The organism is Burkholderia sp. SCN-KJ, assembly GCF_024656005.1.
Lineage (GTDB): Bacteria > Pseudomonadota > Gammaproteobacteria > Burkholderiales > Burkholderiaceae > Burkholderia.
In genome coordinates, this window is record NZ_JANKOG010000022.1 from 45,622 (window position 1) to 57,925 (window position 12,304).

Below are 12,304 nucleotides of genomic sequence, written 5' to 3' on the forward strand. Positions count from 1 at the left end.
ATTGCGACGTCTGATTCTGGTTGGCATGACGGTATGCGCGGCGTTGTCCGTGAGCGCCGCACCGGCTGAAACCGTGTTGCCCGCGACCACGTCGTGGATCGGCAACACGTTCGGCTATGGCGACGGCAGCTGGACGCAGATCGACATTCGCGCGATCGCGGTGACGCCCGACGGCAAGGTGTATACGAACGCGCCGTGGGACGAGAGCGGCGCCGAGGCGAGCGTCTACCAGGACGGGAAGATGCTCGGCTTCGCGGGCGGCACGCATGGCTGGGGCAATCTCGGCGGCAACGCGGTCGCGGTGAACGGCAAGTATGCATACGTCGCGATCGGCGTCGGCAACGAGCGCGGCCATCTGCAGTCGCCCGGCATCTGGCCGGACAAGGGCAAGCAGTGGTACGGCATTTCGCGGCGCACGGTCGGCGACATGAAGCAGCCCGCGCCGTTCCGCGCGGCGCCGCAGGTCGCGCCCGGCGGGCGCGCCGATGCGGGCCGGGCGCGGATGGCCGCGAGCTTCATGGTGATGAACGAGGTGGCGGCGCCCGCGCGGTCGGAAGTCGGTGAGCTGAAGGCGGAAGTGGGCGGCCTCGCGGCCGACGACAAGACGTTGTTCGCGACGAATCCTTCGCATGACGAAGTCGACGTGTACGACGCCGAAACGATGCAGAGGAAAGGCACGTGGAGTGCGCATGAGCCGGGCCGCATCGCGCTCGCCGGCGACGGCACGCTGTGGCTGCTCACCGATACGCTCAACGGGCCCGCGCACCTCGTGCACGTGCGCGCGGACGGCCGCAAGCTCGACGACGCGCCCACGCTGCCCGAGGGGACCGACGCGGTGGACGTGGCGGTCGACGCGAAAGGGCGCGTGCTGGTCGCGGACAACGGCCCGCGCCAGCAGGTGCTGATTTTCTCGAAAGGCGGCAACGGCTATGCGCCGTCCGGCACGCTCGGCGAGCGCGGCGGGATCTTCGCGGGCCCGGTGCCGGGCCGCCCCGGGCCGCAACGTTTCAACGGGCTGACGGGCGTGGGCGTCGATCGCGCGGGCAACGTGTACGTGTCGATGAACGGCATCGGGCCGCGCCACGACACGATCGGCGCGGGGCTCGGCGCGGTGCTCGAGAGCTACACGCCGGACGGCAAGCTGCGCTGGCAGGTGCAGGGGCTGCTGTTCGTCGACGGCGCGTGGCTCGATCCCGCACGGCCGAACAGCGTGTACACGGGCAACAAGCGCTTCGAGCTCGACCTGTCGAAGCCGCCCGGCCAGGGCTGGAAATACGCCGGCTTCCTGTCGAACCGTTTCAAGTATCCGGACGATCCCGTGTTCCACACGGACCAGTACCCCGGCATGCCGTTCGCGCGGCGCGTCGACGGCCGCACGTTCCTGTACCTGACCGACATGTACGCCGATCACCTGAAGATCTACCGGTTCGACGCGAAGCGCGACGGCGAGGTCGCGATTCCGTCGGGCCTGATCGCGGGCCGTGCGCGGCCGGTCGACAAGGTGCCGAACAAGCCGCCGGGCGGCGACTGGATCTGGCGCGACGCGAACGGCAACGGCCGGCTCGACGAGGACGAGTTCACGACCAACACGACCGGCAAGGCGAAGGCGGGCGGCTGGGGCTGGTGGGTCGACACGAAGGGCGACATCTGGCGCACGAGCGACGTGCGCGGCATTCACCGCTTCGGCTACGGCGGCGTCGACAAGGCCGGCAACCCGATCTATTCGTACGACAAGGTCACGACCTATCCGATGCCGCAGCCGTTCACGCAGCTGCGCCGCGCGATCTACGAGCCGCAGACGGACACGCTGTACGTGACGGGCTACACGGCCGACGCGCCGCCGCAGCCCGGCATCAACAAGGAAATCGGCCGCGTGCTGGTGCGCTTCGACAAGTGGTCGAGCGGCTCGCCGGTGGTGCGCTACACGGTCGCGCTGCCGTGGCAGCTCGACGCGAAGCCGATCCTCGACCTGATCGGCATCACGGTCGAGGGCCGCTACATCTTCACGGTGGAGCCGGTCGGGAAGATCCACGTGTACGACAAGGAAACCGGCAAGGAAGTCGGCGTGATGAGCCCGGGCGCCGAGGTCGGCAAGGCGTCGGGCTGGGTCGACGTGCCGTTCGGCATCAGCGCGTTCCGGCGCGAGAACGGCGAATACCTGGTGTTCGTCGAGGAAGACGCGCGCGGCAAGGTGCTGATGTATCGCTGGAAACCGTGACGGGCGGCGCACCGTCGTTGCAGTCGCCGTCACACAAGGCAGAAGCATGGACAAAGGCATACTCAAGAACGTTTCGATCAACTTCATCGGGCTGATCCTGCCGACCTTCGTGTCGCTGGTGACGGTGCCCGCGTATATCCACGCGCTGGGCGTCGAACGCTACGGCGTCGTCAGCCTCGTGTGGACGCTGATCGGTTATTTCGGGATCCTCGATCTCGGGATGAGCATGGCCGCGCAGAACCACATCTCCAAGGCGCTCGCGAGCGGCAACGCCGACGAAAGCGCGCGCGTGTTCTGGAGCGCGTTCTGGCTGAATCTCGGCACCGGCGTCGTCGGCGGGCTGCTGATCTATTTCGGCGCGTTCATCTACACCGAGTACTTCACGAAGGTGTCGGCGGCGATGCAGCACGAGGTGTATCTCGCGCTGCCGTGGCTCGCGCTCGCGATTCCGCTCGCGAACGTGTCGTGGGTGTTCGCCGGCGCGATCAACGGCGCCGAGCGGTTCGGCGTGTTCAACACGAACCAGACGATCGGCACGTTCCTGTTCCAGCTGCTGCCGCTCGGCGCCGCGTGGTGGATCGCGCCGAACCTGCAGACGGTGCTGGCCGCCGCGGTCGTCGCGCGGCTGATCGCGGCGGTGATGCTCGGTCACGCGAGCATCAAGGTGCTCGGGATCCGGCGCATCGACCCGCCGCAGTGGGGCACCGCGAAAGGGCTGTTCAACTTCGGCGGCTGGATGCTGATCGCGAGCACGGCGAGCATGGTCGCCGATACGCTCGATCGCGTGATGCTCGGCGCCGGCATGGGCGCGAAGTTCGTCACCTACTACACGGTTCCGCAGAACCTCGTCACGCGGCTGAACATGCTGCCGAACGCGCTGGTGCGCACGCTGTTCCCGCGCCTGTCGGCGGTCGGCCGCGATCACGCGGACACGCTCGCGCGCCAGTCGCTCGAATTCCTGAACGGCGTGTTCACGCCGGTCGGCATCGTCGCGATCTTCGCGCTCGCGCCGTTCCTCACGCTGTGGGTCGGCGCCGATCTCGCCGCGCATTCCGCGCCGGTCGGGCGCGTGCTGGTGATCAGCGTGTGGCTCGTCGGCCAGGCGAGCGTCACGCGGATCCTGATCCAGTCGCAGGTCAACCCGGCGCGCGCCGCGTTCGCCGGGCTCATCGAGATGCCGTTCTTCGTCGGCGGCCTGTGGTTCGGCATTCATCACTTCGGGCTGATCGGCGCGGCGGTGGTCGTCGCGACCCGCGCGCTGGTCGACTACGGCGTGCTGCTTTACCTGTCGGCGATCCGGATGCGCGCGATCGTGCTCGACATGCTCGCGCATCTCGCCTTCCTGCTCGCGAGCCTGTTTCTCGCGCAAGCGTGGTCGGGGCTCGGCGAGTCGATCGGCCTCTGCGCGGTCGTGCTGGCGCTGAACCTGGCGTGGTCGTTCACGATGACGCCGGCCCTGCGCGCGCTGGTGCGTGACCTGTTCGTCCGTCTCAATGCGAGGAAAACCATATGAATCGCGATCTGGCGGAACACGCCATCCTGAACCTCGCCACGGCCGATGCCGCCGCGGCCGAAGCCGGCGACGCAGCCACGCTGCGCCGGGCCAAACCGGCCGGGCAGGCGAGCGCGCGCGATGCGTCGCGCCCGCTGCGCGTGGCGATCGTCCACGACTGGCTCGTCACGTACGCCGGCGCCGAGCGCGTGCTCGAACAGATCGTCGCGTGCTTTCCCGACGCGGACCTGTTCAGCCTCGTCGATTTTCTCGACGACCGCGCGTTCGTGCGCGGCAAGCCGGTGACGACCTCGTTCATCCAGAAGCTGCCGTTCGCGCGCACCAAGTACCGCAGCTACCTGCCGCTGATGCCGCTCGCGATCGAGCAGCTCGACGTGTCGGACTACGACCTCGTGATCTCCAGCAGCCACGCGGTCGCGAAGGGCGTGCTGACCGGGCCGGACCAGATGCACATCAGCTACGTGCATTCGCCGATCCGCTACGCGTGGGACCTGCAGCACCAGTATCTGGAACAGTCGAACCTGACGCACGGGCCGAAGTCGCTGCTCGCGCGGATGATCCTGCATTACATCCGCAACTGGGACACGCGCACCGCGAACGCGGTGGACGGCTTCGTCGCGAACTCCGCGTTCATCGCGCGACGCATCCGCAAGGTGTATCACCGCGATGCGGCGGTGATCTTCCCGCCGGTCGACGTGGACGGCTTCTCGCTGAACGAGGCGAAGGACGATTTCTACCTGACGGCGTCGCGGATGGTGCCGTACAAGAAGATCGACCTGATCGTCGAAGCGTTCTCGCGCACGCCGGAGCGCAAGCTCGTCGTGATCGGCGACGGCCCGGAGATGCAGAAGATCCGCGCGAAGGCAGGCCCCAACGTCGAGATCATGGGCTACCAGCCGTTCGCGGTGCTGCACGACCGGATGCGGCGCGCGAAGGCGTTCGTGTTCGCGGCCGAGGAGGATTTCGGGATTTCGGTGGTCGAGGCACAGGCGTGCGGCACGCCCGTGATCGCGTACGGCAAGGGCGGCGCGCTCGAGACCGTGCTCGAGCCGCGCGCGCACGCGCAGCCGACCGGGCTGTTCTTCGACGAACAGACGCCGCATGCGATCGTCGCGGCGGTCGACGATTTCGAGCGCGCGCCGCAGCGCTTCACGGCGCACGCGTGCCGCGCGAATGCGGAGCGCTTTTCCGCCGACACGTTCCGGCGGCGCTTTCTCGATTACGTGGAGACGGCGCTGCCCGGCTCGACCGCGCAGCGCGGCACGGCCGTCGCGCCGATGCCGGCCGCGCGCGGCCCGGCGACGCTCGTGCTGGACCAGAGCGGCGTGCTCGGCGGTGCGGAGCTGTCGCTGCTGGAGATCATGAAGCACATGCGCGCGAACGCCGACGTGCTGCTGTTCGACGACGGCCCGTTCCGCGCGGCGCTCGACGAGATCGGCGCGCGCGTCGACGTGCTCGACCAGGGCGCGCTCGCCGGGGTGCGCAAGCAGGGCGGCGTGTCGGCCGGCGCGTTGAAGCAGCTGGTCGCGCTCGTGCGCGACGTCGCGCGGCGCGCACGCCGCGCCGAGGTGATCTACGCGAACACGCAGCGCGCGATGGTGGTCGCCGCGCTGGCCGGGCGGCTCGCGCGCAAGCCGGTGGTCTGGCACCTGCGCGACATCGTCAGCGGCGACCATTTCGGCAGCAAGCAGCTGATGGCGATCAAGTACTGCGCGCGGCTCGGCGTCACGCGCGTGATCGCGAACTCCGACGCGTCCGCGCAGGCATTTCGTGCGCTGACGGGCTTCACGCCGCAGCACGTCGACGTCGTGTTCAACGGCATTTCGGCCGAACCGTTCGACGCGCTGGACGATGCGAGCCAGGCCGCGCTGCGCGCGCGCTTCGGGCTGCCCGAGCACGCATGGCTGGTCGGCTCGTTCAGCCGCCTCGCGCACTGGAAGGGGCAGCACCTGCTGCTGGAGGCGGCGGCTCGCCATCCCGACATGCACGTGGTGCTGGTCGGCGCGCCGCTGTTCGGCGAGGACGAATACGCGGCGCAGCTGCACGAGGTCGTCGCGCGTCACGGGATGGACGACCGTGTCCATTTCCTCGGCTTCCAGCGCGACGTGGCCGCGTGCATGAAGGCGGTCGACGTGGTCGCGCATACGTCGATCACGCCGGAGCCGTTCGGGCGCGTGATCGTCGAGGGCATGCTCGCGCGGCGGCCGGTGGTCGCGGCCCGCGCGGGCGGGGTCGTCGAGATCATCGAGGACGGCGAAAACGGGCTGCTCTGCGAGCCGGGCAACGCGGCCGCGCTGGCCGATGCGCTGGGCAGGCTGCAGCACGACGCCGCGCTGCGCGAGCGGCTCGTCGTGAGCGGGCGGGCGACCGCGGTGCGCCGGTTCGGCACCGAAACCTATGTGGCGCGGGTCGAGAAGATCCTCGCGGATACGGCGAAGGCCGCGAAGGCGAAGAAGCGGTAGGTGGCGGCCGGCGGCGGCATGTGAAGCGTGTCGTCGTGAACCCGCGGAACCGGGCCCCCATGCGGTGATGCGCTGCATGGGGGCTTTGCGCTTTGGGCGGAGCCGAGCCTGTCGCGCATCTGGCACGCCGTACGTGACAAATCCGTAATTCGCGCAAAGGCGAGCGATTGCGTGAGCGTGAGCGGCGGAATCCGGGGCCGGCCCGGATCGCAGGATGGAGGCTGCACCGACGATGCGCTCGGGCGGCGGAGCGATGCGTTGCAGCGGGCGTGAATCCGGCCGCCGCCCGGCTCGGAATCGCTGCGCGGGACGCCAGGAGCGGCGCCGTGTGGTCCTGCCGCGGATCGCGTGAGGGGTTGGGCGACGCGACCGCCGTGCAGCCGCCCAGGCGGCGCATGACGCCGCGGCTTGCGTACTTCGGTACGTCGTACCCGCCGCGCCGCGCAAATGCATCCTCGCGCCGTCCTGCCCGTAAAAAAGCCCCCGCGCAGCCTGACGCCGGGCGGGGGCCGCGAGCGCGCGAACGGCGCCGTTCAGGCAGCCCGTTCGGGTGCCGGTGCGACGACGCGGGCGGTACGGGTCGGCTTCAGGCTGGCCGACCACATCATCGCCGGGCGTTCGAACAGCCGGTAGAACACGTAGGCGACCGGAATCGCGGCGGCCATGAACGCGATCGACGGCCAGATCGACAGTTGCAGTTCGGAGTGGAACAGCACCGAGCCGAGGCAGACGAACAGCGGCAGATGGATCAGGTACAGCGAGTAGCTGAAGTCGCCGAACCAGCCGAGCACGCGCAGCAGCGGCGTCGGGCGCGGCGGGCAGGCGAGCGCGCGGTACAGGAAGCACGCGAAGCCGGCTGCCCACAGCTGGAACGCGCCGTACTGGCCGAAACGGAACGCGCCGCAGCCCGCGGCCAGCAGCACGGCCGCCGCGAGGTACCACGCGCGCGACGGCACGGCGGCCGTGCCGCGCGCCGGCTGCGCGCGCACGTCGGCGATCCACGCGCCGACGGTCCAGGACAGCCAGTACGACGTGAAGAACTGCAGGTCGTGCCGTTCGAGCAGCCACGCCGACGCGACGTTGACGAGCGCGACGGCCACCACGATGGCCGGCATGCCGATGCGCCGGCGCAGTGCGAACAGCAGCGGGTAGATTGCGTAGAACTGCACTTCGAGCGACAGCGTCCACAGCGCGCCGTTCGACCCGTACGTGTAGCCGGCGACGCCTTGCAGCGAGAACAGGTTCACGAGGAACGCGGTGATGCCGACGTCGCGGATCTTGTGGCTGACCGGCGCGATCTGCAGGCTGACCGCGTCCATCGCGAGCGTGAACAGCAGCGCGGCGAGCAGCACCGGGTAGATGCGCGCGAAGCGGCGCGCCCAGAAGTTCGGCGCGTCGAGCCGGTACGCGGGGTTGGCCGCGAGCTTGAGCGCTGCATTGCGGTGGATGCAGTAGCCGCTGATCACGAAGAAGATCGGCACGCCGGCGGAGCCCCATGCGAACGGGAAGGTCAGGTAGCCGGCGATCACGCTCGGGTTCAGTGCATGACCGTAAGCTTGATGGAAGCTCTGCATGCCGACCCAGACGACCTGGCGGCAGTGGAAATAGGCGACGAGCAGCGCCGCGAACCCGCGCATCGCGTCGATCACGTGTTCCTTGTGGTCGGCGACGGGCGGCGCAGTCAAAGACGATCCGCTGAAAGCTTGCATGCGATTCGATTCCTTGCGACGGATGAAGGGGATGGTCCAATCGTAATGCGCAAGAATTCGCTCGAATCAATAAAAAAATCGCGCCGGGAAATAGCGGTATTTCAGATAGTGGTGTTATTCCGGTCTGAAAGCGGTTTCGCCGCCGTCACAATTATTTGCCGATTTTTTTCTGATAGTTTGAAGCTCCAGTTGATTGATGCAAGGAGCGGCAAGATGGACATGCATTGGATCGCGAGCGCGGCAGTACTGCTGGTCATGGCCGTGCTGTCGGCGTACCGCGAGGCGCTGAAGAACGAGCCGATTCGCCCGGGGCTCGAGCGGGGCGGCGTCCCGTATATCGAGGAATTCGAATCGTAAGAATTTGTATCCGGAAAATCGGTAATTTGTTTCTGTATCGGTGCCGGGTTCGGCAATATCGACCGGATGCGCAGATTATCTCTTTTCCGAAAAACCTGGGCAATCGGTCCATATCGAAAATGAGCGGAGTGGAATTGGCCGTGCCGTCGGTTCTCGATATGCCGTTCGGAAAACAATCGCGCCACGTCGTCCAGCGACGCGGCGCAGTCAACGCAATCAGGATGCGAACATGTTGAAAGTCACCAAGGCCGTGTTCCCCGTTGCCGGTCTCGGCACGCGGTTCCTCCCGGCAACGAAGGCGAGCCCGAAGGAAATGCTGCCCGTCGTCGACAAGCCGCTGATCCAGTACGCGGTCGAGGAAGCGATCAACGCCGGTATCACCGAGATGATCTTCGTGACCGGGCGCAGCAAGCGCGCGATCGAGGATCACTTCGACAAGTCGTACGAGATCGAGGCCGAACTCGAGGCGCGCGGCAAGGAGAAGCTGCTCGAACTCGTGCGCGGCATCAAGCCGAGCCACGTGAACTGCTTCTACGTGCGCCAGCCGGAAGCGCTCGGCCTCGGCCATGCGGTGCTGTGCGCGGAGAAGCTCGTGCACGGCGAACCGTTCGCGGTGATTCTCGCCGACGACCTGCTGCATGGCGAACAGCCGGTGCTCAAGCAGCTCGTCGACGTGTTCGACCACTATCACAGCTCGGTGATCGGGGTCGAGACGATCCCGCGCGAGGACAGCCGCTCGTACGGCGTCATCGAAGGCCGCGAGTGGGAAGAGGACATCATCAAGCTGTCGGGCATCATCGAGAAGCCGGCGCCGGAAGACGCGCCGTCGAACCTCGGCGTGGTCGGCCGCTACGTGTTCATGCCGACGATCTTCGATCACCTGCGCAAGCTCAAGCCGGGCGCGGGCGGCGAGTTGCAGCTCACCGACGCCGTCCAGTCGCTGCTCGCGAACGAACAGGTGCTCGCGTATCGCTACTTCGGCACGCGTTTCGATTGCGGCAGCAAGATCGGCTACCTCAAGGCGACCGTCGAACTCGCGCTCCAGCATCCGGAAGTGAGCCGCGAATTCGAGGCGTACCTGCGTACCTGCCTGCCCGCGCTGGCTGCTGTCGCATAAGCAGCCGCGCTGCTCCGCTGTTTCAGGTGGTGGTTGTTCCGTTGGCCCCGGCTGCCTTGTGCGCCGGGGCTTTTTTGCGTGCATTCGCCGCGCAGGCGTAGGGCCGCGGGTGATCGGCGGCGCTGAATCCGGGCGGCGTCGAACGGATGCGTGCGCGACGATTGCGGTGTGCCTCCGGACGGCGATGCCGGTTCGCGTGCACGTTGCACCGTGTTGCGCGGTGCGTCGGATCCCGGACACCGTGGCGATGAAACCGGTGCCGACGCGTCGGTCGCGTGCGGCGTGATGAGCGGCGGTCGGGCGGTGCGATAGCCGTCGGCGTGCCGGGTCAGCGCGTCGATTTGCAATGGCGTTCGATCGCGCTTCCCCGTGCCGCGGGGGAGCGTCTGTCCGCCGATGTCGCGTGCGTCTCGAACCGATGGGCGAACCGGGCCGATGGCCGCACCGTTTCGGCGCGCGGCATCGCCGGCCCCGACGCACATGTTCCGGTTGCGTCGCGTCCGTCGCGGTGCTCCGCTCAGCGCGGCGAGGTGCCCGGCCGTGCGACGAAGTACCGGGCCAGCATCGCGGCGATCGGCTTCTTGAAGTCGAGCAGGCGCTTTTCCAGATAGCGCCACGACAGATGCGCGAGCAGCACGGCGAGCGCGAACTGCAGCAGTTCCGGCAGCACGTCCCGGACGATCGCGGGCATCGGCACGTGCGCGAACAGCGTGGGCATCTCGCCGAGACGTGCCGGAATCAGGTTGTGGAACAGGTAGAAGCCGTAGCTGATCGTGCCGAGATAGACGAGCGGCGCCCAGTCGAGCAGTGCGACGGCCGGGTGGTCGGGTTCGGTGACGATCCACAGCATCAGCGCGCCGAGCGACGCGGACAGGCCGAGATCCGTGAGCCCCGTGACGACGTCCGGCAGCGTCGTGAACGCGGGCAGCGCGAGGAAGAACGCGACGCCGGCGGCGCCGAGCCAGCCGGGCGGAATGCGGCGGACGACGTCCTCGCCGCGATCGGCGAGCGCCATTGCGCCGACGCCGCCCAGCGCGATCAGCGCGAAATTCCACGGGGAAAACGCGTAGATCAGCACCGGCGATGCGTCGAGCGCGTAGAGCGCGAGATGCGCGAGCGCGCACAGCGCGACGGCCGCGACGCCGAGCGCGACGTGGCGCGCGGCCGGCACCGCGAGCAGCGTGAGCGGCGCGATCAGATAGAACTGCTGCTCGACCGCGAGGCTCCAGAAGTGCGACGTGGAGCCTGGCCAGCCGTCCTTGACGACGCCGATCCAGTAGTTCGACAGGAACGTGGCGTGCCACGCGAGCCCGAGATTGACGCCGCGCTGGTAGAACAGCGCGTGCGCGATCGCGAGCGCGGCGAGCAGCAGGTAGTAGACGGGAAAGATCCGCAGCGCGCGCTTCGCGAGGAACAGCGCCAGCGCATGGCGGCGCGTCATCGTGCCGCTCTCGATTGCCTGACGGTTGCGATGCAGTTCGCCGACGATCAGGAATCCGCTGATGAAGAAGAACGTCCACACACCGAGCTTGCCCACGTCGACAGCGAGGACGTGGCCCTTGTGGGACAGGAAAACGAGGATGACGGCGAGGGCTCGCAGGCCGTCGAGTCCTTTGACGTATCTGACTTCGCGCATGAAGGCATCCGGGGCACTGAGCGAAGTCAGTATAGGTGCGCAAATATCGAACGTAATTCGCGTTCGGACGCGTTTCGACGTATACGTGAAGGCGTTTTTCGTTGTTCGAGCGTCGGCGAAGTCGGTCGCGCGCAACAAAACCTGCGGGAAACCCCGCGAAAACGCATAAAAGTACTGCACGAAGCGTCACGGCGCTTGTAGAATCCGGCGTTGAAGCGCGCGCGTTGCACGCTTCGTGTATCCAACGACCACACCTGGTAGGAGAAACATGGCGACTTCCGCAAAAAAGGTGGCCAAGAAGGCTGCCGCACCGGCCACCAAGAAAGTGGCTGCCAAAAAGGCTGCGCCCGCGAAGAAAGTAGTGGCCAAGAAGGCTGTCGCGAAGGCAGCACCGGCCGCTCCGACGCCGCTGAAGGACAAGTTCACGAAGGCATCGCTCGCAACGCACATCGCTGAGCGTGCAGCTGTCGAAGTGAAGGCGGTCAAGGCAGTGCTCGTCGCGCTCGAGAACGTCGTGCTGGGCTCGGTCCACAAGAAGGGCGCAGGCGAATTCACGCTGCCGGGTCTGCTGAAGATCACGGCGCAAGTCGTGCCGGCGAAGAAGAAGCGCTTCGGCAAGGATCCGTTCACGGGCGAAGAGCGCTGGTTCCCCGCAAAGCCGGCCAGCGTGCGCGTGAAGGCACGTGCGCTGAAGAAGCTGAAGGACGCGGCTGCGTAATGCCGCGTAACGGTCGCCGATTGCAGGTCGGCGGCCGTTGCGATGTCCGACGATCCCCGTACGCGAAAGCGTACGGGGATTTTTATTGCGCCGCGCAAATCGAGCGGCCGCTTCGGCATCGCACTGCGCGGACACGGCATGACGTGACGCGCATCCTGTGTCGCGGGCGCGGGCGCGGGCGCGGGCGCGCTTGCGCGGATGGCCGGATCGTCGTGTTCGTGCCGGCGCGCGGTCTTGCATCGCTGCGCATTGCGCGCGAGTCTCGCGTGATGAATGCAGCGATCGTTCCCGTCGGGATCGCCGACCAGGCGACTGCCGCGCGTGCGGCGATCGAGCGGCATCCCGGCGCGATGCCGCAGGCGATGCATCTGTTCGGATTCGGCTCGGCGCGCGACGGCGGGCTGAAACCGCGCAGCGACATCGACCTGCTGGTGACGCTCGCCGCGTTCGTGTGCCACGCGCGACGGATCGCCGAAGCGATGCTGTCGACGTAGCGTCGCACGAGCGACCGCTGCCTGCGATTGCGTCGCGGCGCGATGCAATCCGGTGGACGACCGCGGTCATGCGCGGAGCG

Annotated in this window: 8 protein-coding genes and 1 pseudogene; 7 read left to right on the plus strand and 2 right to left on the minus strand. The window is 67.6% G+C overall.

What is annotated here, in order from left to right; all coding sequences use genetic code 11:
• Positions 1-25: 25 nt before the first annotated feature.
• From NQV17_RS29045 to NQV17_RS29055, 3 genes are read left to right on the plus strand one after another with little or no spacing between them, the layout of a single operon-like run.
• The gene (locus NQV17_RS29045) at positions 26-2,218 is read left to right on the plus strand and encodes a hypothetical protein (protein WP_257774968.1); all 2,193 of its coding nucleotides are present in this window, start codon (positions 26-28) and stop codon (positions 2,216-2,218) included.
• Positions 2,219-2,264: 46 nt separating this feature from the next.
• Positions 2,265-3,731, plus strand: a complete 1,467-nt coding sequence (locus tag NQV17_RS29050) for a flippase (protein ID WP_257774906.1) — start codon at positions 2,265-2,267, stop codon at positions 3,729-3,731.
• Positions 3,728-6,193, plus strand: a complete 2,466-nt coding sequence (locus tag NQV17_RS29055) for a glycosyltransferase family 4 protein (RefSeq protein WP_257774907.1) — start codon at positions 3,728-3,730, stop codon at positions 6,191-6,193. Before NQV17_RS29050 ends, NQV17_RS29055 begins: the two co-directional genes overlap by 4 nt.
• 533 nt (positions 6,194-6,726) lie before the next feature.
• Here the strand turns inward: NQV17_RS29055 and NQV17_RS29060 are convergent.
• The gene (locus NQV17_RS29060) at positions 6,727-7,902 is read right to left on the minus strand and encodes an acyltransferase (protein ID WP_257774908.1); all 1,176 of its coding nucleotides are present in this window, start codon (positions 7,900-7,902) and stop codon (positions 6,727-6,729) included.
• A 213-nt stretch (positions 7,903-8,115) separates the two neighbouring features.
• Here NQV17_RS29060 and NQV17_RS29065 point away from each other — a divergent pair, with 213 nt between their 5' ends.
• A complete protein-coding gene (locus tag NQV17_RS29065) occupies positions 8,116-8,259 on the plus strand; it encodes a hypothetical protein (protein WP_006479318.1) in 144 nt (47 codons plus the stop codon).
• Positions 8,260-8,488: 229 nt separating this feature from the next.
• The gene (gene galU, locus NQV17_RS29070) at positions 8,489-9,376 is read left to right on the plus strand and encodes a UTP--glucose-1-phosphate uridylyltransferase GalU (protein ID WP_257774909.1); all 888 of its coding nucleotides are present in this window, start codon (positions 8,489-8,491) and stop codon (positions 9,374-9,376) included.
• A gap of 517 nt (positions 9,377-9,893) precedes the next feature.
• Here galU and NQV17_RS29075 read toward each other — a convergent pair.
• The gene (locus NQV17_RS29075; protein ID WP_257774910.1) at positions 9,894-11,012 is read right to left on the minus strand and encodes an acyltransferase; all 1,119 of its coding nucleotides are present in this window, start codon (positions 11,010-11,012) and stop codon (positions 9,894-9,896) included.
• Between the two features lie 268 nt (positions 11,013-11,280).
• Here NQV17_RS29075 and NQV17_RS29080 point away from each other — a divergent pair, with 268 nt between their 5' ends.
• Together NQV17_RS29080 and NQV17_RS29085 are read left to right on the plus strand one after the other, a co-directional pair.
• Positions 11,281-11,730 (plus strand): HU family DNA-binding protein, encoded by a 450-nt coding sequence (locus tag NQV17_RS29080; RefSeq protein WP_011548077.1) that lies wholly within the window; start codon positions 11,281-11,283, stop codon positions 11,728-11,730.
• A 269-nt stretch (positions 11,731-11,999) separates the two neighbouring features.
• A pseudogene (locus NQV17_RS29085) lies at positions 12,000-12,176 on the plus strand (ANT(3'') family aminoglycoside nucleotidyltransferase); the annotation flags it as partial.
• Between the last annotated feature and the right edge of the window lie 128 nt (positions 12,177-12,304).